General features: G+C 69.3%; 20 protein-coding genes. 9 read left to right on the forward strand and 11 right to left on the reverse strand.

Translation table 11 applies throughout. The features are described from left to right. Nucleotides 1-102 precede the first annotated feature (102 nt). Nucleotides 103-3,726, forward strand: a complete 3,624-nt coding sequence (locus tag ACGFZQ_RS09220) for an ATP-binding protein (RefSeq protein ID WP_393839777.1) — start codon at nucleotides 103-105, stop codon at nucleotides 3,724-3,726. Between the two features lie 31 nt (nucleotides 3,727-3,757). On the opposite strand, the gene mctP is transcribed toward ACGFZQ_RS09220, so the two are convergent. From mctP to ACGFZQ_RS09235, 3 genes are all read right to left on the reverse strand, one after another. After that, a complete protein-coding gene (gene mctP / locus ACGFZQ_RS09225; RefSeq protein ID WP_393839778.1) occupies nucleotides 3,758-5,386 on the reverse strand; it encodes a monocarboxylate uptake permease MctP in 1,629 nt (542 codons plus the stop codon). Continuing rightward, nucleotides 5,383-5,652 (reverse strand): DUF3311 domain-containing protein, encoded by a 270-nt coding sequence (locus ACGFZQ_RS09230; RefSeq protein ID WP_351749031.1) that lies wholly within the window; start codon nucleotides 5,650-5,652, stop codon nucleotides 5,383-5,385. The genes mctP and ACGFZQ_RS09230 overlap by 4 nt, the downstream gene beginning before the upstream one ends. 123 nt (nucleotides 5,653-5,775) lie before the next feature. Beyond that, nucleotides 5,776-6,540, reverse strand: a complete 765-nt coding sequence (locus ACGFZQ_RS09235) for a GntR family transcriptional regulator (protein ID WP_089098851.1) — start codon at nucleotides 6,538-6,540, stop codon at nucleotides 5,776-5,778. A 358-nt stretch (nucleotides 6,541-6,898) separates the two neighbouring features. Between ACGFZQ_RS09235 and ACGFZQ_RS09240 the strand changes: the two genes are divergently transcribed. From ACGFZQ_RS09240 to ACGFZQ_RS09255, 4 genes are all read left to right on the forward strand, one after another. Then, nucleotides 6,899-8,182, forward strand: a complete 1,284-nt coding sequence (locus ACGFZQ_RS09240; RefSeq protein WP_393839779.1) for an extracellular solute-binding protein — start codon at nucleotides 6,899-6,901, stop codon at nucleotides 8,180-8,182. Between the two features lie 175 nt (nucleotides 8,183-8,357). Next, on the forward strand, nucleotides 8,358-9,332 hold the full coding sequence (locus ACGFZQ_RS09245; protein WP_393839780.1) for a carbohydrate ABC transporter permease: 975 nt from the start codon (nucleotides 8,358-8,360) through the stop codon (nucleotides 9,330-9,332). Next, the gene (locus ACGFZQ_RS09250; protein ID WP_351704957.1) at nucleotides 9,329-10,165 is read left to right on the forward strand and encodes a carbohydrate ABC transporter permease; all 837 of its coding nucleotides are present in this window, start codon (nucleotides 9,329-9,331) and stop codon (nucleotides 10,163-10,165) included. The genes ACGFZQ_RS09245 and ACGFZQ_RS09250 overlap by 4 nt, the downstream gene beginning before the upstream one ends. An 8-nt stretch (nucleotides 10,166-10,173) precedes the next feature. Continuing rightward, nucleotides 10,174-11,676 carry a glycoside hydrolase family 3 protein gene (locus tag ACGFZQ_RS09255; RefSeq protein ID WP_393839781.1) on the forward strand — a complete coding sequence of 501 codons (1,503 nt, stop codon included), beginning with the start codon at nucleotides 10,174-10,176 and terminating at the stop codon, nucleotides 11,674-11,676. 116 nt (nucleotides 11,677-11,792) lie between these two features. On the opposite strand, the gene nagB is transcribed toward ACGFZQ_RS09255, so the two are convergent. Beyond that, nucleotides 11,793-12,578, reverse strand: a complete 786-nt coding sequence (nagB, locus tag ACGFZQ_RS09260; RefSeq protein WP_351704963.1) for a glucosamine-6-phosphate deaminase — start codon at nucleotides 12,576-12,578, stop codon at nucleotides 11,793-11,795. Between the two features lie 573 nt (nucleotides 12,579-13,151). Here nagB and ACGFZQ_RS09265 point away from each other — a divergent pair. Next, nucleotides 13,152-14,618, forward strand: coding sequence for a sensor histidine kinase (locus tag ACGFZQ_RS09265; RefSeq protein ID WP_393839885.1), 1,467 nt, complete (start codon nucleotides 13,152-13,154; stop codon nucleotides 14,616-14,618). Between the two features lie 165 nt (nucleotides 14,619-14,783). Here ACGFZQ_RS09265 and ACGFZQ_RS09270 read toward each other — a convergent pair whose 3' ends face one another. After that, nucleotides 14,784-15,041, reverse strand: coding sequence for a WhiB family transcriptional regulator (locus tag ACGFZQ_RS09270; RefSeq protein ID WP_010353616.1), 258 nt, complete (start codon nucleotides 15,039-15,041; stop codon nucleotides 14,784-14,786). Nucleotides 15,042-15,361: 320 nt separating this feature from the next. Next, nucleotides 15,362-16,330, reverse strand: coding sequence for a diacylglycerol/lipid kinase family protein (locus tag ACGFZQ_RS09275; protein ID WP_393839782.1), 969 nt, complete (start codon nucleotides 16,328-16,330; stop codon nucleotides 15,362-15,364). Nucleotides 16,331-16,528: 198 nt separating this feature from the next. Between ACGFZQ_RS09275 and ACGFZQ_RS09280 the strand changes: the two genes are divergently transcribed. After that, on the forward strand, nucleotides 16,529-16,906 hold the full coding sequence (locus ACGFZQ_RS09280; RefSeq protein WP_393839886.1) for a hypothetical protein: 378 nt from the start codon (nucleotides 16,529-16,531) through the stop codon (nucleotides 16,904-16,906). Between the two features lie 21 nt (nucleotides 16,907-16,927). On the opposite strand, the gene ACGFZQ_RS09285 is transcribed toward ACGFZQ_RS09280, so the two are convergent. From ACGFZQ_RS09285 to ACGFZQ_RS09295, 3 genes are all read right to left on the reverse strand, one after another. Beyond that, nucleotides 16,928-18,001, reverse strand: coding sequence for an RNA polymerase sigma factor SigF (locus tag ACGFZQ_RS09285; protein ID WP_393839783.1), 1,074 nt, complete (start codon nucleotides 17,999-18,001; stop codon nucleotides 16,928-16,930). 17 nt (nucleotides 18,002-18,018) lie between these two features. Beyond that, nucleotides 18,019-18,432: an anti-sigma regulatory factor gene (locus ACGFZQ_RS09290; protein WP_020130755.1), complete on the reverse strand. Its 414-nt coding sequence runs from the start codon at nucleotides 18,430-18,432 to the stop codon at nucleotides 18,019-18,021. 271 nt (nucleotides 18,433-18,703) lie between these two features. Next, nucleotides 18,704-18,964: a UBP-type zinc finger domain-containing protein gene (locus ACGFZQ_RS09295; RefSeq protein WP_351704979.1), complete on the reverse strand. Its 261-nt coding sequence runs from the start codon at nucleotides 18,962-18,964 to the stop codon at nucleotides 18,704-18,706. Between the two features lie 61 nt (nucleotides 18,965-19,025). Here ACGFZQ_RS09295 and ACGFZQ_RS09300 point away from each other — a divergent pair, with 61 nt between their 5' ends. After that, entirely contained in the window at nucleotides 19,026-20,621 is a 1,596-nt protein-coding gene (locus ACGFZQ_RS09300; protein WP_393839784.1) for a Na+/H+ antiporter, read from the forward strand. Between the two features lie 19 nt (nucleotides 20,622-20,640). Here ACGFZQ_RS09300 and ACGFZQ_RS09305 read toward each other — a convergent pair whose 3' ends face one another. Both ACGFZQ_RS09305 and ACGFZQ_RS09310 read right to left on the reverse strand, forming a co-directional pair. Then, nucleotides 20,641-21,522: a 1-aminocyclopropane-1-carboxylate deaminase/D-cysteine desulfhydrase gene (locus tag ACGFZQ_RS09305; protein ID WP_393839785.1), complete on the reverse strand. Its 882-nt coding sequence runs from the start codon at nucleotides 21,520-21,522 to the stop codon at nucleotides 20,641-20,643. 33 nt (nucleotides 21,523-21,555) lie between these two features. Then, a complete protein-coding gene (locus ACGFZQ_RS09310; RefSeq protein ID WP_393839786.1) occupies nucleotides 21,556-22,146 on the reverse strand; it encodes an N-acetylmuramoyl-L-alanine amidase in 591 nt (196 codons plus the stop codon). 287 nt (nucleotides 22,147-22,433) lie between these two features. Here ACGFZQ_RS09310 and ACGFZQ_RS09315 point away from each other — a divergent pair, with 287 nt between their 5' ends. Beyond that, a complete protein-coding gene (locus ACGFZQ_RS09315) occupies nucleotides 22,434-23,840 on the forward strand; it encodes a family 2B encapsulin nanocompartment shell protein (protein WP_351747379.1) in 1,407 nt (468 codons plus the stop codon). The last annotated feature ends 3 nt before the right edge of the window (nucleotides 23,841-23,843 follow it).

A 23,843-nucleotide genomic window follows, 5' to 3' on the forward strand; every position in this document is an offset into this window, starting at 1 on the left:
AGCCGAGTTGCGTGGTGCGACGGTAGTGCTTCCATGGAGTTAGGTGCCCGCGGGTCCTCCGTGCCGAGAGCTGGTCTCGGAAGGCTCGGAAGGAGAGGCGCCATGTCGAGAATCGTCCGTCACCCGCCGGGCAAGGTCCGGCCACGCAGTGCGCCGATGGCGACGCTGGACGCGAGGCGGGCGTGGCGTCGGCTCCGGCGGTTCTTTCTGGGGCACTGGCACCGTCTGACCATCTGGCTGGAGGCCCGCCGTAACACCACCCGCTCCAAGAACTGGCGTCGGTGGTGGTCGTACACCAATCTGAACCGGGTTGTCTGGCTGACCTTCCTGGTTCTGCTCCTCGCCTGGGTCGGTGAGGGGTTCTGGATCCTGTTCACCCACCGTACGACCGCCTTCGAGCAGTGGCGGCACAGGTCCGAGGACGGGTTCGACGCCGTCGTGCGATTCGTCGGTCCGCTCCTTGCCGCCTCGGTCGCCGCGGCGGTGTTCCTGTTCTTCTGGTACCACTGGACCAAGGGGCGGTATCTCGCCAAGGCGCGCAACGAGCCGCGCAGACTGGTGCGCACCGCGGGGCCGGACATCTCCGAGGTCGTGGGCCGCGAGGAGCTGGCCCGGGTCATCGCCCAGCGGCTGCGGCAGCGCGAGACCCGCAGGCCGTATCTGCTCGTCGGCGGTATCGGCACTGGGAAGACCGCCGTTCTGGTGCGGCTCACCGAACTGCTGGCCGAGCAGCATGCCGTTCCCGTGCCGATCCGGTTGCGGGACGCCACCGGCGGAGACCTGAACTTCGAGCGCATGGCCAGGGAGCGGTTCGCCGAGGAGGCGCCCCGGGGCATTCTGGCGCGCGGCAAGAACGACCGGGTCTGGCACCAACTGCTCGCCGACGACAAGGTGGTGGTCATCGCCGACGGCCTCGAAGAGGCGGTGCTCGACGAGAGATTCCAGGAGGACCGGGACAACATCATCCGCAAGGCCATCGAGTGTGCCCACGAGGAGAAGCTGCCGCTCGTCATCGCGTCCCGCCCGCACAGCCCGCTGGAGAGCACACCCGCCGCGATAGTGGAGCTCGAACCGCTGAGCGAGGAGGAGGCGTTGCGCTTCGTCGAGGCCCGGGTCCCGGAGACCGACGAGCGCCGCGTCGACTGGATCGTGGAGACCGCGGAGGTCACCGAATCGCCCATCTACCTCCAGATCGCCCGTGAACTGCACCACCACGGCGGCCTGGAACGCGACCGTGTGCACAACCGTGCCCATCGGCTGGACACCCGGAGCTGGGACCGCAGCACACTGCGGCTGTGGCTGCTGGAGACGTGGGACCGTTCCGTGCGCGAGGGCCGGCTGCGCGAAGACGTCGAGCTGAGCCCCCAGGAACGCGACGACACCGTCGAGGTGGTGTCCGCGCTCGCATGTATCGGACTGCTCCAGGACAGGCTGGAGGTCGGCTTCACCGAACTGCTGGGCGAAGACGTCCACCCCGGTCCGGCGCGGCGGACATCGGCCCGCGCGGACCATCTGTGGGCCATGGCACGCCGTTTCGACCGGTACGGCAAGCGCGGGAACACCTTCTCCGAGTGGCACCGGGAACAGATCTGGAACACGCTCTGCGACCGTCTGAGCCCCAGGGAGAGCAAGCGTCTGCGCGAGGGCAACATGGGCCAGTGCCAGATCGCGCTCGCCCGTTTCGCGGCCAACGCGAGCAAGCTGCGGCTGGTGGAGGGCTTCGAGAAGAGGGTCCGCTTCCCGCACAGCACCTTCCAGGCCTACTTCGGCTTCCGCATGCTGAGTCACCTCGGCGAGCACGACGCCGGCGAGTTGATCGAGCTGGCGCTGCGGCCGCCGGGCCCCAGCCGCGAGCTGCTCATCGCGCTGGTGCTGCTCTCCCGTCGCCGGGCGGCGGAGCTGTCGGCCAAGGGAGGCAGTGTCGGAGCCGAGCTGAGGAAGTACCAGGACGAGCTGCGGCGGCAGACTCCCCTGTACGGGCGGCCCATGGCCGACCGGCTCTTCACGGCCGCGAACCGCCGCACGGACGATCCCAAGGCCCTCGACCTGTACGCGGCGGCCCTGGAGGTCGACAGTGCCGAGGCCAGGCCGCGCCTGCTGAGCGACATCGTCAAGAAGGTGCGCGACCGCTGGCCCGACATCAAGGGTGACCGGCGCACCGTCGAGGACGCCAAGTGCAGGCTGGCCAAGCAGCTCGGCATGGCCCTGCGTGCGGCCTCCGAGAAGACCGACACCATGCTCCTCTACTACCACTTCTTCCAGATCGGCAAGGCGGAGTCCTCGTACGCCGTGCGCCTGGCCGTCGTCCAGGAGTTCGGCAGTGGCGGAAACCCGGCGTTCGCGATCATCCGGGAGAAGTACAGTCTGAGCACCGACCCCATCAGGGAATACCACGAGACGGTCAGCGATCTGAGGGCTCGCAGGAGGAAGCAGGACCACGACTGGACCGCGCGGATGCGGGACGCGATGAGGGCCCGCACGTCCTCGTGGGACAGGTCGGCCGCGGAGGTCGACAGGCTGCAGCAGCGCCGGAAGGACAGCAAGCAGCGGTACCGGAAGGACTGCATCGAGCTGTCCAGGGAGTTCGTGATGCGGGCCTGGACGATTCCCATGCTGCTGGGCTCCGTCGACGACGCCCACCGTGACGAGGCCCGTGAACGTCTCAACAAGTGGATGCGCCACCTCGATCCGGAGTACACCCGCGGCGCGCCCGACCTGCCGCTCGCCCTGGAGGCCGCGCTGGCTCAGGGGTTCAAGTTCGCGGCCAACCGGCGCAAGCGCCACCCTTATTCGTATCCGGGCAGCCGAGCCGAGCTGGTCCGGCAGGCGGAGACGGTGCTGCAGCGGTCCCGATGCTGGCACACGCAGCTGTTGCTGCTTCAGGCGCTGTGCCTGTGGGAGCTCCCGGACAGCGCCGGCCACCGCGAACGGGAGGCGGACGACGCGGTGTGGCAGGGGAACGACTCCGACGGGCGGCCCGGGCCGCCCCGGGCGATCGGCGGGTCCAGCGCGGTGCAGACGGTGCAGCGCTGGCTGTCCATGGCGGGCACGGTGAACGGCCCGCCGGGCCCACCCGGCACGAACGGTGACGCGCCCCGGCGGACGCTGCATCCGTTCGTCGCCGAGGCCGGCGATCTGGTGGCCATGGCACTGGAGACCGGGCAGCCCGAGCGTTTCCTGTGGATCGACGAGAAGACCGTCACCGACAACGTGGGCTCGCGCACCGAACAGAACGGGGGCTACCGCAAGCACAACCTGTGGATACCGCCCTCGGCCGGGTGGAGCACCCTCGACGGACGCGCCCAGCGCCTCGTCGCCGACGTGCTGCTCATGGTGAACCTGGTCGAGCGGGACGGGTACCCGGACGAGGTCGAGGAGCGCATGGCCCGCGCCGAGCGCTCGGGGATGCCGCTCCCTCCGTGCATCCGCACGAGCCGCGAGCCGCTCCGGCCCGGTCTGCGGTCCGGCAACTCCGCACCGCCCGCACCGGGCACCACCTGTCTGCCCGACTGCAAGTTCCAGCTGTGTCCGTACCCGCCCCGGGGCACGGTGCCCCGGGGCGAGGTCCGTGAGCCCTTCTGCCGTCAGCAGCAGGTGCTGCTGCCAGGGTCCGTAAGGCGGTGCTTCCCCAGGCTGGTGCACCGCAAGACACCGGCCTGGGTCAGCATGCGCGTCCGTGAACTGGACCGTTTCTGGGACGCGATGGCCCGGCGCACGCGCGACTAGAGAGCCACGCGTGTGCCGGGGCCGGGCCTCGTCAGTGCGCGGATCCCGCGACGGCCGGCGGGAGTTCGACCTCGACGCCCGCGTCGCCCGCGTCCGCCGTGTAGTCCTGTGGGGTCGTCTCGTCGACGCCCTCGGGGGCCTTCAGGGCCTTCAGCGCGAACGTCAGGACCACGGTCACCACCACGTTCATCACGAACGCCGTCAGGCCGATGTAGCCGATCTCGCCGATGCCCGGGATCTCCTTGGCCGAGCCGCCGAAGTGCTTCTGGGTGGGGGAGGCCACGCCGTACGCCGCGGCCGTGCCGTAGACCATGCCGACCGCCCAGCCCGCCAGCAGGGCCCAGCGGTGGAACCAGCGGGTGAACAGGCCGCCGACCAGGGCCGGGAAGGTCTGGAGGATCCAGATGCCGCCCAGGAGCTGGAAGTTGATGGCGACCGTCTTGTCCATGGTGAGGACGAAGACCAGCGCGCCGACCTTCACCAGCAGCGACACCAGCTTGGAGACCTGGGCCTCCTGCTTCGGCGTGGCGTCCGGCTTGATGAAGTCCCGGTAGATGTTGCGGGTGAAGAGGTTCGCGGCCGCGATGGACATGATGGCCGCCGGAACCAGGGCGCCGATGCCGATCGCGGCGAAGGCCACGCCCGCGAACCAGTCCGGGAACATGTTCTCGAACAGCTGGGGGATCGCCAGCTGGCCGTTGGTGACCTTGACGCCGGCCGCGATGGCCATGAAGCCGAGCAGCGCGAGCAGGCCCAGCATCAGGGAGTACAGCGGCAGGATCGTGGTGTTGCGGCGGATCACGTCACGGCTGCGGGAGGAGAGCGTCGCGGTGATCGAGTGCGGGTACATGAACAGCGCGAGCGCGGAGCCCAGGGCCAGGGTGGCGTAGGTCCACTGGCCGGCCTCGGGCGGTGCCAGGGCGCCGCGTGGTTTGCCGGTGGCCGGGTTGACCTGCGCGAACGCATGGCCCGCCTTGGCGAAGACGTCGTCGAAGCCGCCCAGCTTGATCGGGATGTAGATGATCGCCACCGCGATGACGAGGTAGATCAGCCCGTCCTTCACGAACGCGATGAGCGCGGGCGCGCGGAGACCGGAGGAGTAGGTGTACGCCGCCAGGACGCCGAAGGCGATGAGGAGCGGCAGGTCCTTCACGAACCAGTTGGTGCCGTTGCCGCCGCCGACGCCCATGACGTCGAGGACGGCCTGGATGCCGACGAGCTGGAGCGCGATGTAGGGCATCGTCGCCAGGATGCCGGTCAGGGCGACGGCGAGCGAGAGGCCCTTGGAGCCGAAGCGGCCGCGCACGAAGTCGGAGGTCGTCACATAGCCGTGCTTGTGGGAGACCGACCACAGCCGGGGCAGGAACGTGAAGATCAGCGGATAGACGAGGATCGTGTACGGCACCGCGAAGAAGCCGGCCGCGCCCGCCGCGTAGATCGCCGCCGGTACGGCGACGAAGGTGTACGCCGTGTAGAGGTCGCCGCCGAGCAGGAACCAGGTGACCCAGGTGCCGAACGACCGGCCGCCCAGGCCCCATTCGTCGAGGGAGTGCTCGTTCTCGGCCTTGCGCCAGCGTGCGGCGAGGAAACCCATGACCGTGACGGCCAGGAAGAAGAAGATGAAGACGCCGAGCGCGACGCCGTTCACACCGTCCTTCACTGCTGCGCACCCCCGCTCGTGTGGTCGGCCTTGCGGGCGCGCTGGTCACGCTGCCACAGCTGGTACGCGGTCATCGTGAGCACGGTGGATATCAGCACCCACAGCATCTGGTACCAGTAGAAGAACGGGATCCCGATGAACGTCGGGTCCGTCTTGGCGTAGGAACCCACCCACAGCATCGCCACGAAGGGCGCGACGAGGCAGACGGCGATGACCACGCGTATCGGTGTCACCACCGGCTGCCTCACTTCAGGTACATCCGACATACCGCGGCTCCGTCCCCTCACCGTTCGCCTGTGTAATGCGCAGGCAATCTAGGTCACGGCGTCACCGGAGCGGAAGTAGCTGTTCGGCTATCGGTATGTCGATTCCGTGAAGGGTGCTCCGCGTCAGTCCTGCGGGCGCTTGAGGCGGGCCACGAACTTGTAGCGGTCGCCGCGGTACACCGAGCGCACCCACTCCACCGGCTGGCCCTCGCGGTCCAGGGAGTGCCGGGAGAGCATCAGCATCGGCAGGCCCACGTCGGTGCCGAGCAGGCCGGCCTCGCGCGGGGTGGCCAGCGAGGTCTCGATGGTCTCCTCGGCCTCGGCGAGATGGACGTCGTACACCTCGGCGAGGGCGGTGTAGAGGGACGTGTACTTGACCAGGGAGCGCCGCAGGGCCGGGAAGCGCTTGGCGCTCAGGTGCGTGGTCTCTATGGCCATGGGCTCGCCGTTGGCCATGCGCAGCCGCTCGATGCGCAGCACCCGCCCACCCGCCGTTATGTCGAGCAGGCCGGCGAGCCGGTCGTCGGCGGTGATGTAGCCGATGTCCAGCAGCTGCGAGGTCGGCTCCAGGCCCTGGGCGCGCATGTCCTCGGTGTACGAGGTCAGCTGCAGTGCCTGGGAGACCTTCGGCTTGGCCACGAAGGTGCCCTTGCCCTGGATGCGCTCCAGCCGGCCCTCGACGACCAGCTCCTGGAGGGCCTGGCGGACGGTGGTGCGGGAGGTGTCGAACTCGGCGGCCAGCGTGCGCTCGGGCGGGACCGGGGTGCCGGGCGCCTGTGTCTCCGTCATTTCGAGGAGATGTTTCTTCAGGCGGTAGTACTTGGGCACGCGCGCGGTACGGACGGCTGTCCCGCTCTCGTTCTCCGCACTGCTGACGTCGGTGCTCATGCTCCGCCTTCCCGGCTCCTGATCCGGCCACTTCGTGGCACGGCAGCGTACCGGGATGTCCCCGGCACGCTGCGTGATCCCCTCTGTATACCGCCGCGGGCTCTTTTGGTCTAGTCCACCAGGTGAGTGGTCTACCGGAATTGTCTCGTCCGCGCCCCGGGTTTTCGAGGGCTTCTTACTTAAAGGTTCCTGCATATATAGGTCGCATAACGGCTGGTCGGAGGCCATTCGACCACCCTTGACAGGCCTGCTGGTCTGGGCCAAGCTTCCCGCACTGGTCTACACCATTGGTCCAGGTCCCGGCCCAACGCTCGCGCGGGGAGGCAGGGGGGTTTGTGGCATCCCTGAGGAGGGTGGCGTGAAGCGCAAGCTGATAGCCGCGATTGGTATCGCGGGCATGGTCGTCTCCATCGCGGCGTGTGGCAATGACAAGGACGACAACAAGGCGCAGGGGACGGACGCCAAGGAGCTGACCGTCTGGCTCACCGTGGACGCCCAGAACAACTGGCCCGACCTGGTGAAGGCCGCCGACGCGGCCGTGCAGAAGAAGCACCCCGGCATCAAGATCAAGCACGAGTACTACGGCTGGCCGGACAAGAACACCAAGCTGGACGCCGTCCTCGCCACGGACAAGGCCCCCGACGTGGTCGAGATGGGCAACACCGAGATGCTCGGCTACATGGTCAAGGGCGCCTTCGCCCCCGTCGAGACCTCCCAGTTCACCAACGCCGACCAGTGGCTCGACGGCCTCAAGGCCTCGGTGAGCTACGACGGCAAGACCTACGGCGTGCCGTACTACGCCGGTGGCCGCGTCGCCAACTGGCGCAAGGACGTCGCCGCCTCGGCCGGCGTCAAGACCACGCCGAAGACCTACACCGAGCTGACCGCCGACCTGGACAAGATCCAGAAGAAGGAAGGCGACAAGTTCAGCGCCTGGTACCAGCCCACCCGCGACTGGTACGCGGCCATGTCCTTCGTCTACGACGCGGGCGGCTCCATCGCCGCGGAGTCCGGCGGCCAGTGGAAGGGCAACCTCTCCTCGCCCGAGTCCATCAAGGGCCTCACCGAGTTCAAGAACGTCATCGACAAGTACATGCACGGTGACAAGACCAAGGACGAGTCCGACCGGTACATCGTCTACGGCCAGGGCAAGTCGGCCATGATCTTCGGCGCCGCTTGGGAAGGCGCCACCGCGGCCGACCCGAAGAACGACAAGACCGGCGGCAAGCTGAAGGACAACCTCGTCAACTTCGTGATGCCCGGCCCGTCCGGCAAGAACATGCCGGTCTTCCTGGGCGGCTCCGACCTCGCCATCCCGGTGAAGTCCAAGGCGCAGGGCGTGGCCGCCGAGTGGATCAACGCGTTCACCGGTCCCTCCGGCCAGAAGGGCCTGATGGCCAAGGGCAACCTGCCCAACAACAAGACCGACCTCGCGACGCTGAAGAACGACCCGGCGACCGCGGTGCCGGCCGAGGCGGCCGAGTCCAACTGGTTCGTCCCGATGGCGCCGGGCTGGGGCCAGGTCGAGAAGGCGCAGGTCCTGCAGACCATGCTGCAGAACATCGGCACGGGCAAGCAGTCGGTCGAGGCGGCGGCGAAGACCGCGGACGCGGCGATCGACAAGGTCATCAACACCAAGTAGTCGGAGTGCGGCCGGGCCTGGCCGACGGGGGGTCAGGTCCGGTCGGTGGGTTCCAAAAAGAGAGTGCCGCGTTGGGTTGCGGGGCCGCTGCGGGTGTGTTGTGGCTGGTCGCGCAGTTCTCCGCGCCCCTGACGGGGCGCGTCACCTGACGTTTCTTGAACTGCTTAGGAGCGCGATGAGTGCCGTTGACACGACCACACCCGCCAAGGTGCCGGCACCTCCACCGGACTCCCGGTACAGACCACGTGCGAACCGGCGCTCGGGCGGGCCGTCCGTCCCCTGGCTGCTGCTCGCGCCCTGTCTCGCGATTCTCGGGCTGGTGCTCGGCTATCCCTTCTACCGGCTGGTCGCCCTCTCCTTCCAGGAGTTCGGGCAGTCCCAGCTGTGGGGGTTCAAGTCTGCCGAGTGGGTCGGGTTCGGGAACTTCTCCGACGTCCTGGGCGACACCGAGTTCTGGCAGGTCGTGCTGCGCACGATCGTCTTCGCGGTCGGCTGCGTGGGCTTCACCATGGTCGTCGGCATGCTCATCGCCCTGCTGCTGCAGCGGGTCTCCGGCTGGGTGAAGACCCTGGTCAACATCGTGCTGGTGGCCAGCTGGGGCATGCCGGTCATCGTCGCCACCACGCTCTTCAAGTGGCTCTTCGACTCCGACTACGGCATCCTCAACGCCCTGCTCAGCAAGATCCCCGGGGTGGAGCTGATCGGCCACAACTGGTTCGCCAGCGGCCCCGAGGGACTCGCGGTGATCATGCTCCTGGTGGTCTGGGGAGCGGTGCCCTTCGTGGTCATCACGCTGAGCGCCGGTCTGACCCAGGTCCCGGCGGAGCTGGAGGAGGCCGCCCGGCTCGACGGCGCTGGCGCCTGGGGCGTCTTCCGCTATGTCAGGCTCCCCATCCTCAAGCCGATCATCGTGATGCTCACGACTCTCTCGGTGATCTGGGACATGGGCGTCTTCCCCCAGGTCTTCGTGATGCGCGGCGGCCACCCCGAGCCCGAGTTCCAGCTGCTGACCACCTACTCCTACGACCGCGCCTTCGTGGTCAACGACTACGGACAGGGCTCCGCGATCGCCCTGCTCACCGTGCTCCTCCTGCTCGGTGTCGTCGCCGTGTACATGCGCCAGATGTTGAAGATCGGAGAGGTCGAATGAGCACCGCAGCCGCCCGCAGGGGACCCCGTCTGGGCTGGAACCTCCTCGGCCTCCTGGTCTTCGTCGTCGTCGGCTTCCCCGTCTACTGGATGCTGAACACGGCGTTCAAGCCGGCGAAGGACGCCATCGACCCGGACCCGAGCCTGCTGCCCACGGGTCTGACCCTGTCCAACTTCCGCCGCGCCCTGGACATCGGCGACTTCTGGGGCTCGGTGGGCCGCAGCCTGATCGTCTCCCTGTCCGTCGTCGTGATCGGCATGATCATCGGCCTACTGGCCGCCCTGGCCATCTCGCGGTTCGCCTTCCGCGGCCGCAGAATCGTGATCGTCGGCATCCTCGCGGTGCAGATGGTCCCGCTGGTCGCGATGATCATCCCGGTCTTCCTGCTCCTCAACGACCTGGGGCAGTACGACAAGCTCACCGGCCTGATCATCACCTATCTGACCTTCATCCTCCCGTTCACGGTGTGGACGATGCGCGGCTTCATCGTCAACATCCCGAAGGAGCTGGAGGAGGCCGCGATGGTCGACGGCTGCTCCCGCACCGGTGCCTTCATCCGGGTGGTCTTCCCGCTGCTGGCCCCGGGCCTGGTCGCCACCTCGGTCTACGCCTTCATCCAGGCCTGGAACGAGTACATCTACGCCCTGATGCTGCTCAGCCAGGAGCACCAGACCGCGACCGTCTGGCTCGCCAACTTCACCACCAAGCACGGCACCGAATACGCCCCGATGATGGCCGGCTCCACGATGATGGCCGTGCCGATCGTCGTCCTGTTCCTCCTCGTCCAGCGCAAGATGGCCGCGGGCCTGACCGCGGGCGCCGTGAAGGGATAACCCACCCGATGACGACACTCGCCGGCGGCACCACCGCGTCCGATCCGAAGGACCGCCTGTCCCGCGACGCGCTGACGGTCCTCCAGCCCGGCTTCACCGGCACCACCGCCCCCGACTGGCTGCTGCGCCGGCTCGGCGAAGGCCTCGCCTCCGTGGGCCTGTTCGGCCGCAACGTCGCCTCACCCGAACAACTCACCGCCCTCACCGCCCAGTTGCGCGCCGAACGGGACGACCTCCTGGTGGCGATCGACGAGGAGAGCGGTGACGTCACCCGCCTCGAGGTGCGCACCGGCTCCTCCTTCCCCGGCAACAACGCCCTCGGCGCCGTCGACGACGTGGAGCTGACCAGGGAGGTCGCCCTCGAACTGGGCCGCCGCCTGGCGGCCTGCGGGGTGAACTTCAACTGGGCCCCGTCCGCGGACGTCAACTCCAACCCGGCCAACCCGGTCATCGGCGTCCGCTCCTTCGGCGGCGACCCGGCGCTGGTCGCCCGCCACACGGCGGCCTATGTCACCGGCCTCCAGGCGGCCGGGGTGGCGGCCTGCACCAAGCACTTCCCGGGCCACGGCGACACCGCCGTCGACTCCCACCTCGCGCTGCCCCGCATCGACGCGACCGCCGACCTGCTGCACACCCGTGAGCTGGCACCCTTCCGTGCCGCCATCGCCGCCGGCACCCGCGCCGTGATGAGCGCGCACATCCTGGTCCCGGCCCTGGACCCGGACCGGCCGGCCACGTTGTCCCGCACCATCCTCACCGATCTCCTCCGCGGCGAACTCGGCTACGACGGCCTGATCGTCACCGACGGCATCGAGATGCAGGCCATCTCCGCGGCCTACGGCATCGAACACGGCAGCGTCCTGGCCATCGCAGCCGGAGCCGACGCGATCTGCGTGGGCGGCGGCCTCTCGGACGAGGAGACGGTACGGCGCCTGCGCGACGCCCTGGTCGCGGCGGTCCACTCCGGTGAACTCCCCGAGGAACGCCTGGCGGAGGCGGCGGACCGGGTACGGTCACTGGCCCGCTGGACGGCGACGACGGAGCGGGCGCATCCGGACCCCGCGGCCACGGACATCGGCCTCGTCGCGGCCCGCCGCGCACTCGATGTGACGCGCGTCGACTCCGGCGCGCCCCTGACCACGGCCCCCTTCGTGGCCGTGTTCACCTCGGAGTCCAACATCGCGGTGGGCACGGAGACCCCCTGGGGAGTGGCCGCGGAACTGTCCCGCCGCCTGCCCGGCACGGAGACGGCCGACTTCACGGGCGACCACGCGGGCCAGGAGGCCCTGGCGGCGGCGGGCGACCGCAGGATCGTGGCAGTGCTCCGAGACGAACACCGCCACCCCTGGATGACCACGGCCCTGGACGCACTCCTCAAGTCCCGCCCGGACACGATCGTGGTGGAAATGGGCGTCCCCCAGGCCCCGGCCAGAGGCGCCCTGCACATCGCGACCCACGGCGCGGCACGGGTGTGCGGCACGGCAGCGGCGGAGGTCATCGCACCCCGTTAGCTGGAGCGCCCCTTCAGGGGCGCGGGGCTGTGTCGACACGCGGCTCCGCCGCGGGGGCGCGACCAGCCCCCACCGGGCGGCCACCCGCCGACGCACCGCACCCGGCACAGGGACCGCTAAATCCCCTGCCAAGCCGGCTTGTTGACGAACGTGTACCGGAAGTAATCCGCAAGCTTCAGCTTGGACGCGGCCCCCTCGTCCACCACCACCGTCGCATGCGGATGCAACTGCAGCGCCGACGCGGGACACACCGCGGCGACCGGCCCCTCCACGGTCGCCGCGACCGCGTCGGCCTTCCCCTCACCCGTCGCGAGCAGCACCAGATGCCGCGCCTCCAGGATCGTCCCGATCCCCTGGGTGATCACATGGTGCGGCACCTGCGCGATGTCCCCGTCGAAGAACCGCGCGTTGTCGACCCGGGTCTGCTCGGTGAGCGTCTTGATCCGCGTCCGCGAGGCCAGCGACGAGCACGGCTCGTTGAACCCGATGTGCCCGTCCGTCCCGATCCCGAGCAACTGCAGATCCACGCCGCCTGCCTGCGCCAGCGCCCCGTCGTACGCCTCGCAGGCGGCCTGCACGTCCTCGGCCGCGCCGTCGGGGCCGAGGAACGCGTCCATCCCGATCCCGAGCGGCTCCAGCACCTCGCGCCGCAGCACCGACCGGTACGACTCCGGATGCTCGGCCGGCAGCCCCACGTATTCGTCGAGCTGGGCTATGCGCGCCCGCGAGGTGTCCACGGCACCGGACCGCACCTTGGCCGTGAGCGCCTGGTAGATGGGCAGCGGGGTCGAGCCCGTGGCCACCCCGAGCAGCGCGTCCGGCTTGCGGCGGAGCAGCTGGGCCATGGCCTCGGCGATCAGCTCGCCACCCGCGGCGGCGTCCGGAACGATGACAACTTCCACGCTGGGCCTGCCGTTCTGTCTATGTGGTTTAGACCAATCCGATGGGACCAATCTAACAGAACCAGCCCCCGCCACCCTGGGAGCGGGTGCAGGAAAAGGGGACAAGTGCGAGGTTACGTGAATGCGTCAGAACGGGTGAATCAAGGAAAATTCCCAGCCGTCTACCGGAGTGTCGGAAATTGCCGTGCCCCATCCGGCCCCACAAGCGCTTCCGGCGGGCTACGCTGCGATCGCATCGACTGTGAACAGTCTCCAACGCATGGACACACACCGTGGTCTAGTCCACAATTGCGTACGAGGACTGAAGGAGTACGGCGGGACCGTACGACACAGTCACACTCTTCCGTCTTCCCCGCACAGGAAGGCGGACCGAGGAACCGGAGCTCTCTGCCCTGACTGCCCCGGCTCCTCACCCTTCGGCCGACCGGGACCGCACACCCCACGGCCGTTGCTGCTCCGGGCTGCGGTGCCGGGAGGGTTGAGGGTCCCTCTCAGGCGCCGCGGCCCGCGGGTGTTTTCGGCCGCTTTTAGGCCATGAACAGACCCGCGGGTACGCTCGCAGATGTGCCCTCCATGAACGAACTGGTCCGCCAGCACACCGCTCTCGACGACTCCGACCTCGAGTGGCTCCATCTGCTGGTCTCGGAGTGGCAGCTGCTCTCCGACCTCTCCTTCGCCGACCTGGTCCTGTGGGTCCCCACCGCAGACGGCACCCGGTATGTCTCGGTGGCGCAGATGCGCCCCAACACCGGTCCCACCTCCTACCAGGACGACATGATCGGCCATCTGGTCCCGCGGGGCCGCCGCCCGATGCTGGACATCGCCCTGGACGAGGGCCGGATCGTCCGTGAGGGTGACCCGGAGTGGCGCGAGGAGGTCCCCGTACGGGTCGAGTCCATCCCGGTACGGCGTGAGGGCCGGGTCCTCGGGGTCATCGCCCGCAACACCAATCTGCTGACCGTGCGCACCCCGAGCCGGCTGGAGCTGACCTACCTCCAGAGCGCCTCCGACCTTGCGCAGATGATTGCTGCCGGATCGTTTCCCTTCCCGAACCAGCAGGTCGACATGGATGCCTCGCCGCGCGTCGGCGACGGCCTGATCCGGCTGGACGCGGACGGCGTCGTCCAGTACGCCTCCCCGAACGCCCTCTCCGCCTACCATCGCCTCGGCCTCGCCGCCGACCTGCTCGGCCATCACCTGGGTCAGACCACGGCCGAACTCGCCCCGACCCGGGGGCCGGTGGACGAGGCGCTCGCCAAGGTCGCCAGCGGCTGGGCGCCGCGCGAGTTCGAGATCGAGTCCAACGACGGCGCGATCCAGTTCCGGGCGATCCCGCTCAAGCCCAAGGGCACCCGCATCGGTTCCCTGGTGCTGCTCCGGGACGTCACCGAACTCCGGCGCCGCGAACGCGAGTTGATCACCAAGGACGCGACCATCCGGGAGATCCACCACCGGGTGAAGAACAACCTTCAGACGGTCGCCGCGCTGTTGCGCCTGCAGGCCCGCCGGATCGAGTCCGAGCGCGGCCGGGAGGCCCTGGAGGAGGCCGTACGACGGGTCGGCTCGATCGCGATCGTGCATGAGACGCTGTCCCAGAACCTGGACGAGCGCGTGGAGTTCGACGAGATCGCCGACCGGGTGCTCGCGATGGTCGCCGAGATCTCGCCGGGCAAGGTCACCGGCCGGCGCACCGGACGCTTCGGAATACTCGACGCCGAGGTGGCCACCCCGCTCTCGATGGTGCTCACCGAGATCCTGCAGAACGCCCTCGAACACGGCTTCCGCGAGGGCGACACCGGCACCGTCGAGGTCGCGGCGGTCCGTGGCGGCACCACCAAGGAGGCCCGGCTCCTGGTCACCGTCCAGGACGACGGCGTCGGCCTGCCCGAGGGCTTCGACCCGCACCGCTCCGGCAACCTCGGTCTGCAGATCGTACGGACGCTGGTGGAGGGCGAGTTGGGCGGCACGTTCGACATGGTGCCCGCGCCGGAGCGGGGGACCCGGGTGATCCTCGACGTTCCGGTGCAGCCGCAGAAGTAGTCCGGGCCGGGGCGCTTCAGGTACCGGGCACAGCAAAGAGCCCCGGACCTGGTGGGTCCGAGGCTGTTCGCTCGTTGGGGGTACTGCGCGCTGCGGCTCGGGGGCGGGAGATGCGTACTCGCTGTACGCGCCGCCAAGCTCAGGCTGTCACCAGGGGTGGGACTGTCAGGCGGTGGCCTGACGGGCTCGGTTGCGGGCGGCACGGCGCTTCATCGCGCGACGCTCGTCCTCGCTGAGGCCACCCCAGACGCCGGAGTCCTGGCCGGACTCGAGCGCCCACTGCAGACACTGGTCCATAACGGGACAGCGACGGCAGACGGCCTTGGCTTCCTCGATCTGCAGCAGCGCAGGACCGGTGTTGCCGATGGGGAAGAAGAGCTCGGGGTCTTCCTCGCGGCAAACGGCGTTGTGACGCCAGTCCATGGCTGCTACCTCTCCTTGGTATTACATGCACGTTGCTTGTGAATGTGAACGCTTTCACGAATCCCTCAACAAGTGAAGGGCCGACCGCCAGGTTCCCTGGCAGGGGTCCTGTGAGTTGAAGGGGGATTCCGGTGATCAGTGGAGGCCGGTCTTGCGGGCCGTCCCGATCGCCACGTAGAGCCTCGCAAACCTCAGCGACGGATACAACCCCTTCCGGAAAGTTTTTTTTGATTCCTCGGTGTCGACTGGGTCACAGCCGTACTTCCATGGGGTGGATCCTGGCCTAAACGTTCGAGTGAAAGGACTTTGGCCTGTTCCGCTCACACAATCACACGCAGTGCGCGGCGTACGCCTGTGAACGTCACGCTCGTACGCAATCCTAGGTGGTCGCCGTCCATCTGAAGGGGGAGGGGGACCTTCGAATGCAAGGTGAACTGGTCCAGATCGTGCAGGGACACGGCGTGCTTGCCATGGGGTCCGCGCTCGGGGGACGAAGTGAGCAACTGCGTGCCATACCGGGCAACCGCGGCTGTCGACAGGCGGCTGAGACCGAGTACGTCGATGCCTTTATCGAACGAGGCCTTAGGTGACGTGTACATCGGGCGATTGCCGAGATACGTCCAGGGCGAGGTGTTCGAGACTATCGCCACGACCAGATCGTCGATCGGGTCGGCGCCCGGCCGCTCCAGGGTGATCGTGCCGTGCCTGCGGTGCTGCTCACCGAAGAACTGCCGGACGACCTGTCGTACATACAGGGCGTGCGTCGATTTCTTGCCGAGCTCACGCTGCTGCTCGACCCGGCCGACCACACCGGCGTCGAAGCCGAGCCCCGCGTTGAAGGTGAACCAGCGGGCCGGGACCCCCTCGTCCGCGGTGCCGGGGGTGCCGGCGGTCAGCCCGAGGCCGACGACCCGCTCCTGTTTCTCGCGCAGCGCGCCGAGCAGGGCGCCGGTGGCCTCGACCGGGTCGTTGGGCAGGCCGAGGGCGCGTGCGAAGACATTGGTGGAGCCGCCGGGCACCACGGCGAGGCCGGGCAGCCGGTCCGGGTCGGGGCCGGCGTAGAGGAGTCCGTTGACCACCTCGTTGACCGTGCCGTCGCCGCCGAGGGCCACGACAAGGTCGATGTCGTCGCTCTCCGCCGCCTGCCGGCCCAGGTCACGGGCGTGGCCGCGGTACTCGGTGGTGACGGCCTCGAGTTCGACCTCGCTCGCGAGCGCGTGGATCAGGACATCGCGCCTACGTGCGCTTGTGGTGGTTGCCGCCGGATTGACCACGAGAAGTGCACGCATGGATTGCAGCGTACCTACTCGAAAGTACCGGGCCCAGGCCGTGTTAGGGATCCGGTAAGAGAAAGGGGCGTGAGTCTGAACACGTGACCCTGCGGGGCGGGGCCGGTGTTTTCGGGCGAGGGCTACCCTTCTGGCGTGAGCAATGCGCCTACGGCTGAGAAGGCCGACGTAACCGACGGGTCCCGTCCGCGGCGGCTGATGTACGCGGCCGCGCTGAGCGGACTGGAAGGGCTCGCGCTGGCGGTCGGCGGGGTGTGGATGCTCGTCCTCGGGCTCACCGGGTCTCCGGACGACCGGGGGCAGGCGGTCACCGGGGGCGTCACCGTGATCGTGCTGGCGCTGCTGCCGCTGGTGGCGGCGCGCGGACTGTTGCTGCGCAGGAGCTGGAGCCGGGGGCCTGCGGTGATCACGCAGATCATGGCGCTGCCGGTGGCCTACAGCCTGCTGCAGGCCGACAGCGCGGCCATTCCGGCGGGGATCGCCTTGGCCGTGGTGGCGGTGGCTTCGCTGGTCCTGCTGGTGAACTCCGCTACCACCCAGGCCCTGGGGATCAAGGGGCCCGGGCGTAGTAGCTGATCCGCGGGGTGCCGCAGAGACCTACTCCTCCACCAGCAGCTTCTCCCGGAGCTGAGCCAGCGTCCGGGCCAGCAGCCGGGAGACGTGCATCTGGCTGATGCCGACCTCCTGGGCGATCTGGGACTGCGTCATGTTGCCGAAGAAGCGGAGGAGAAGGATCCGCTTCTCTCGGGGCGGGAGGTCTTCCAGGAGCGGCTTGAGGGACTCGCGGTACTCGACGCCCTCCAGGGCCTCGTCCTCCGCGCCGAGCGTGTCGGCGACCGCCGGGGACTCGTCGTCGGTGTCGGGGACGTCCAGGGACAGCGTGGAGTACGCGTTGGCCGACTCCAGGCCCTCCAGGACCTCCTCCTCCGAGATCGCGAGCTTCTCGGCGAGCTCGTGGACCGTGGGGGAGCGGCCGTGCTGCTGGGACAGCTCCGCCGTGGCGGTCGTGAGCGCGAGACGCAACTCCTGGAGACGGCGCGGGACGCGGACCGCCCAGCCCTTGTCGCGGAAGTGGCGCTTGATCTCGCCGACCACGGTCGGGGTGGCGTACGTGGAGAACTCCACGCCCCGCTCCGGGTCGAACCGGTCGACCGACTTGATCAGGCCGATGGTGGCGACCTGGGTGAGGTCGTCCAGCGGCTCGCCGCGGTTGCGGAACCGGCGCGCGAGGTGCTCCACGAGCGGCAGATGCATCCGGACCAGCTTGTTGCGCAGCTCCGCGTACTCGGGGCTGCCGTCCGTCAGCTTGCGCAGCTCGATGAACATGGCGCGGGCCCCGCTGCGGTCCTGAGGTCCGTGCTGGGTCGCCTGCACAACCTCCGCGGCCAGCGCCTCGTCCTCGGCGTATCGCTCGTGCTCGCTCATCGTCCCGCCCGTCGCCCTTCCACGAGCCTTCGCCCCGGCTCGGTCCGGGGCCGCGACCCCGTTCCGCCCTTCCGGAGGCGCGCTCTGCACGGCACCGTCAAGCCCGGCCGGCGCGGAGGGTTCCTCCGGGTGCGGCCTGGCCTGTTCCGGGATGCCGTCGATGCCGTCAGCCATGCGGCGGGAGCCGGCCTCGGGGTCTTCGCCCCCGGCCGGCAGCTCCCGTGTGCCGCGCTCTTCGTCCCGCACCGGCCCGTCCCCGTTCCTCACGCCGGCCCGGGTCCCGCGCCGCGCTGTTTGTAGAGGCTGATCGTCACGGTCTTGTCCTCGTCGACGGCCGACGAGACCTTGCCCGCCAGGGCCGAGAGCACGGTCCAGGCGAAGGTGTCTCGCGAAGGGGCGTGGCCGTCCGTGGTAGGGGCGGAGACCGTGACCTCCAGCGAGTCGTCGACAAGGCGGAAGACACAGCTGAGCACCGAGCCGGGAACGGCCTGCTGGAGCAGGATCGCGCAGGCCTCGTCCACCGCGATGCGCAGGTCCTCGATCTCGTCCAGGGTGAAGTCCAAGCGGGCGGCGAGACCGGCCGTGGCCGTCCGCAGCACCGACAGGTAGGCACCCGCAGCCGGCAGCCGGACTTCCACGAAGTCCTGGGTCGCGGGCTCGCCTGCGATCTGGGACACCCTCACCTCCATGGTGGTACAAGCATTTCGGGGCCGAGGGTCGCCCCCCGGGGTAACGCACTACGTGGTTCAGCGGTGACGCTACCGCGCTCCGAACTTTTCTGTCCCGGGACCCCAACCCCCTGGCGTCACTCACAGTAAACCTGCGGATACGCTCCGTGTCTAGGGGTCCGGCTCGTCCAATTGGGAAGAGCGCGCGCCGGGTTGACGTACCCCGGCGTCGAACCGTCGAACCGTCGCCACGGCCGCCTTCAGCAGCCGTAGTGCAGTGTCACACGAGGACGTGGTCGACGAAGCACCAGCGCCAGTCCTCGCCCGGCTCGAAGGTCCGCATCACGGGGTGACCGGACGTTTCGTGGTGCCCCGTCGCGTGTCTTCCCGGTGACGAGTCGCAGCAGCCGACATGGCCACAGGTCAGACAGAGCCGCAGCTGGACCGGGTGCCAGCCCCGTGAGAGACACTCCGGGCAGGTCTCGTTCAGTGGCTCGGGTTCCGGGTGCGGCAGCGCGCCGGCGTGCGTGCACTGTTTCATGATTGCCAGATTACGACGGCTGTGCGGGTGGCCGCGCGGAAAATGAGGGCGGGCGAGGATCATGGACGTGTTGCCACTGCTGTTGCTGGTGGCCGGAAGCGCGGCGATCGCCGGCGCGGCGCGCCGCACCCCGGTGCCGGCGCCCCTGCTGCTGGTCGCCGTCGGGCTGGCCGTGTCGTACATTCCCGGAGTTCCCGACTACACCCTCGACCCGGACGTCGTGCTGCCGCTGGTGCTGCCCCCGCTGCTGTACAAGGAGGGCACCGAGAGCTCGTATCTCGATCTGCGGGCCAACATGCGGCCCGTGGCGCTGCTGTCGGTGGGGTACGTGCTCTTCGCGACCTTCGTCGTCGGCTGGGCCGCCTATGCGATCGTGCCCGGGCTGCCGCTGCCCGCGGCGCTGGCGCTGGGCGCCGTGGTGGCGCCCACGGACGCCGTCGCGGCCGCCGCGATCGCCCGCCGGGTGGGGCTGCCGTCCCGGCTCACCACGATCCTCCAGGGCGAGTCCCTGCTGAACGACGCCACCGCGATCACCGCCTACCGGGTGGCCGTCGCGGCCGCCCTGGGCGAGGGCGCCTCCTGGATCCACGGAGTGGGCGAGTTCCTGGTGGCCGCGATCGGCGGCGTGCTCGTCGGGCTGGCGCTCATGGTGCCGATCCACTGGCTGCGCACCCATCTCCAGGAGCCCCTGCTCCAGAACACGCTGTCGCTGCTGATCCCGTTCGTCGCCTACGGCGTCGCCGAGCAGTTCCACGCCTCCGGTGTGCTGGCGGTCGTGGTGGTCGCCCTCTATCTCGGCCACCGCGCCTGGGAGGTCGACTTCGCCACCCGTCTCCAGGAGGACGCGGTGTGGCGGATGGTCGCGTTTCTGCTGGAGTCGGCGGTCTTCGCGCTGATCGGACTGCAACTGCCGGTCGTCCTGAAGGGCCTCGGCGCGTACAAGGGCATCGACGCCGCCTGGTACGCGGTCGCCCTCTTCCTCGTCGTGGTCGCGGCCCGCTTCGTGTGGATCTACCCGGCGGCCTTCGTGCCGCGCATGCTGTTCCGGCGGATCCGCGAGCGGGAGGAGAACCCCACCTGGAGATCGCCCGCCGTCGAGTCCTGGGCCGCGATGCGCGGGGTCGTCTCGCTGGCCGTCGCCTTCTCGATCCCGCTCACCGTGCACGACGGCAGCCCCTTCCCGCAGCGCAACCTGATCCTGTTCCTGACCTTCACGACCGTCATCGGCACCCTGGTGGTGCAGGGCCTCAGCCTGGCCCCGCTGATCCGCCTGATGAAGTTCCCGCCCCGGGACGTGCAGGCCGAGACCCTCGCCGAGGCCAACGCCCAGGCGCAGGCGTCCCGCGCGGCCGAGAACCGCCTCGACGAACTCCTCTCCGACGAACGCAACGAGCTGCCGCCGCCGCTCGCCGACCGCCTGCGCGCGGTCCTGGAACGCCGCCGCAACGCCGTCTGGGAGCGCCTCGGCCAGACCAACCCCGTCACCGGCGAGACGGTCGACGACACCTACCGCCGGCTGTCCCGCGACATGATCAGCGCCGAACGCGAGGTCTTCGTCCGGCTCCGTGACCACCGCTACATCGACGACGAGATGCTCCGCACCCTGCTGCGCCGACTCGACCTGGAGGAGGCGGCGGCGTACCGGGAGGCGGCCTGAACCCCAGGAGAAGCGCTGGTCAGGCGGTGATGACCGCCGCCACCCGGGTCCCGCGCCCCCACGCGCCTTCCGCTGCCAGCTCGACAAGCCCATACAGCAATTTGGCGACATACAACCGCTCCACCGCCACCCCGTGCCGGTCCTCGAAGTCCCGCGCGAAGCCGTCGAGTCCGGGTGTCGTCCGCGCGTATCCGCCGAAGTGGAACCGCTCGTCGAGCGACCAGTCCCCCCGACGCCCCCCGAACGCCTCGGTCTGGAGCCGCTCCGTCTCCCCCGCCAGGAACCCGCCCCGCAGCACCGGCACCCCCAGCGCCCGCTGTCCCGGGCCCAGCCCGGCGGCGAGCCCGGCCAGCGTGCCCCCGGTTCCGCACGCGATCGCCACCAGGTCGGCCCGTCCGCGCAGCTCCTCGCCGAGGGCCCGGCACCCGCGTACCGCCGCCGCGTTGCTGCCGCCCTCCGGTACGACGTACGCGTCCTCGGCCCCCGCCGCCCGCGCCAGACCGGCCAGCACCTCCGGCTCGGTCTTGCGCCGGTACGTCGACCTGTCGACGAAGTGCAGACGCATGCCGTCGGCCGCGCACCGCTCCAGCGAGGGGTTCAGCGGCCGGGCGGCCAGCTCCTCGCCCCGGACCACGCCCACCGTCGGAAAACCGAGCAGGCGCCCGGCCGCGGCCGTCGCCCGCAGATGGTTGGAGTACGCCCCGCCGAAGGTGAGCACCGGCCGTCCGGCCGCCGCCTCGATGTTCGGGACCAGCTTGCGCCACTTGTTGCCGATCAGCTCCGGGTGGATCAGGTCGTCCCGCTTGAGGAGGAGCCGGACCCCCTGGCGGGCGAACCGGTCGTCGGCCACCTCCTCAAGAGGGGACGGGAGCCGGGGCGAAAGTATGTCGGCGCTGGTCACGCCGTCATTGTCGCCCGGAGTGCGCACCGGGGCTCACTTCAGGCGGTCCCGGACGCGCTCGCGCAGCCAGCCCATGGTGAAGCCGCGGGGGTCCACCTTCCCGGGCTGCCACTCCGCGTGGCCGATCACCGACCGCTCGGACCAGCCGTGCCGCCGGCACACCGCCGCGGCCACCTTCTCGATCGCCTCCAGCTGGGCCTCGGGCCAGGGGTCCTCGCCGTCGCCCAGGTTCTCGCACTCGAAGCCGTAGAAGTGCCGGTTGCCGTCGGTGTTCGCCTCGTTGTCCGGGGGCAGGACCTTCTCGGCGATCACGGCGCGCAGGACGTCGTCGTCGCCCAGTCCCGCGTGGTTGGCGCGGCCGTGGCCCACGAGGTGGACCGTGCCGTCCTTGGTGATGACTCCGTGGCACAGCGGGCCGGGGAGGTCGGGGCGGCCGTCGTAGCAGATCCGGACCGTGTTTCCGGTGCCGCGGGTCACCGTGTGGTGGATCATCACGCCGTGGACGGGGCCCCAGGGCCCCTTGTGGTTCCGGTTGTGTTCTCTCCAGTCGCCGACCTCGACGACCGTGACGCCCTCGTTCCGCAACGCGTCGAGGAAAGCGCCCGCGGACATGGGTGGGGCCATGACCGCCTCCTTCGCTTTTGTACTGGCTTGTGCCGGAACTTCTACCGAAGGCGCGAGCCCCGGACCAGCACCCACGAAGGTGTTCGGATCGCGTGCGAGCCGATCCGGACAAGTCGTCATATCACAGGTCAGGTGAGTGGATATTCGCCCGGCATGCCCACTTGTTCGATGATCTATTCCCGCTCTTTCGGGTAATGGTCCCGGCACGCTCCGTGATGACAGGGTGGCCGGTGAGACCGATGCGCGGGCAGTTCGGCGTCCGCGCAGGTATGGGAGGGCATTTCCTTATGTCGGTAGGCGAAGAGGTCCGCACGGATCAGGGCAAGCCGCAGCAGTCTCTGGACACGGCGGCCGCGCGGAACCTGGCCACCACGACCAAGTCCGCGCCCCAGATGCAGGAGATCAGCTCCCGCTGGCTGCTGCGGACGCTGCCCTGGGTCGATGTCCAGGGCGGCACGTACCGAGTGAACCGGCGGCTCACCTACACGGTCGGCGACGGCCGTATCACGTTCCTGAAGACCGGCGACCGGGTCGAGGTCATCCCCGCGGAGCTGGGCGAGCTGCCCATCCTGCGGTCGTACGAGGACCAGGAGGTACTGGGGGAGCTGGCCCAGCGCTGCCGGCAGCGCGACTTCGCCGCGGGCGAGGTGATCGCCTCGTTCGGCAACCAGGCGGAGGAGGTCTATCTGCTGGCCCACGGCCGTGTCGAGAAGGTCGGCACCGGCCCGTACGGCGACGACGCGGTGCTCGGCGTCCTCGCCGACGGCGCGCACTTCGGCGAGCAGGGCCTGATCGACCCGGACGCCATCTGGGAGTACACCGCCCGCGCGGACACGGCCTGCACCGTGCTGACCCTGTCCCGGCAGGACTTCGAGCAGGTCGCGGAGCGCGCCGACTCGCTGCGCGAGCACCTTCAGCAGCTGCGCGCGATCCCCGAGCAGCGCACCAACAAGTTCGGCGAGAAGGAGGTCGCCCTCGCGGCCGGCCACAGCGGCGAGCCCGAGATCCCGCACACCTTCGTCGACTACGAGGCCCGGCCGCGCGAGTATGAGCTGAGCATCGCCCAGACCGTGCTGCGCATCCACACCCGGGTGGCCGACCTCTACAACCAGCCGATGAACCAGACCGAGCACCAGCTCCGGCTCACCGTCGAGGCGTTGAAGGAGCGCCAGGAGCACGAGCTGATCAACAACGCGGAGTTCGGTCTCCTCAGCAACTGCCAGTACGACCAGCGGCTGCAGCCGCACGACGGCGTGCCCAGCCCGGACGACATGGACGAGCTGCTCAGCCGTCGCCGCGGCACCAAGCTCTTCCTCGCCCACCCGCGCGCGATCGCCGCCTTCGGCCGTGAGCTCAACAAGCGCGGACTGGTCCCCGAGTCCGTCGAGGTCGGCGGCAACCGCATCCCGACCTGGCGCGGGGTCCCGATCTACCCGTGCAACAAGATCCCGGTCTCCGATGCCCGGACCACGTCGATCATCGCCATGCGTACGGGCGAGGCGGATCAGGGCGTCATCGGGCTGCGCCAGTCCGGGATCCCCGACGAGATCGAGCCGAGCCTCTCGGTGCGCTTCATGGGCATCAACGAGCAGGCCATCATCAACTACCTGGTCACGGCCTACTACTCGGCGGCCGTTCTGGTCCCCGACGCGCTCGGCGTGCTGGAGAACGTCGAGATCGGCCGCTGGAGGTGACGT

This window comes from Streptomyces sp. NPDC048254 (assembly GCF_043201895.1).
Lineage (GTDB): Bacteria > Actinomycetota > Actinomycetes > Streptomycetales > Streptomycetaceae > Streptomyces.

Coding starts and splice junctions, on each gene's coding strand:
- ACGFZQ_RS09280 (WP_393839886.1), top strand. CDS start 16,529: ATGTACGCGGCCGCGCTGAGCGGACTGGAAGGGCTCGCGCTGGCGGTC.
- ACGFZQ_RS09315 (WP_351747379.1), top strand. CDS start 22,434: ATGTCGGTAGGCGAAGAGGTCCGCACGGATCAGGGCAAGCCGCAGCAG.
- ACGFZQ_RS09220 (WP_393839777.1), top strand. CDS start 103: ATGTCGAGAATCGTCCGTCACCCGCCGGGCAAGGTCCGGCCACGCAGT.
- ACGFZQ_RS09310 (WP_393839786.1), bottom strand. CDS start 22,146: ATGGCCCCACCCATGTCCGCGGGCGCTTTCCTCGACGCGTTGCGGAAC.
- ACGFZQ_RS09245 (WP_393839780.1), top strand. CDS start 8,358: ATGAGTGCCGTTGACACGACCACACCCGCCAAGGTGCCGGCACCTCCA.
- ACGFZQ_RS09295 (WP_351704979.1), bottom strand. CDS start 18,964: ATGAAACAGTGCACGCACGCCGGCGCGCTGCCGCACCCGGAACCCGAG.
- ACGFZQ_RS09235 (WP_089098851.1), bottom strand. CDS start 6,540: ATGAGCACCGACGTCAGCAGTGCGGAGAACGAGAGCGGGACAGCCGTC.
- ACGFZQ_RS09265 (WP_393839885.1), top strand. CDS start 13,152: ATGAACGAACTGGTCCGCCAGCACACCGCTCTCGACGACTCCGACCTC.
- ACGFZQ_RS09230 (WP_351749031.1), bottom strand. CDS start 5,652: ATGTCGGATGTACCTGAAGTGAGGCAGCCGGTGGTGACACCGATACGC.
- ACGFZQ_RS09300 (WP_393839784.1), top strand. CDS start 19,026: ATGGACGTGTTGCCACTGCTGTTGCTGGTGGCCGGAAGCGCGGCGATC.
- ACGFZQ_RS09255 (WP_393839781.1), top strand. CDS start 10,174: ATGACGACACTCGCCGGCGGCACCACCGCGTCCGATCCGAAGGACCGC.
- ACGFZQ_RS09270 (WP_010353616.1), bottom strand. CDS start 15,041: ATGGACTGGCGTCACAACGCCGTTTGCCGCGAGGAAGACCCCGAGCTC.
- ACGFZQ_RS09250 (WP_351704957.1), top strand. CDS start 9,329: ATGAGCACCGCAGCCGCCCGCAGGGGACCCCGTCTGGGCTGGAACCTC.
- ACGFZQ_RS09275 (WP_393839782.1), bottom strand. CDS start 16,330: ATGCGTGCACTTCTCGTGGTCAATCCGGCGGCAACCACCACAAGCGCA.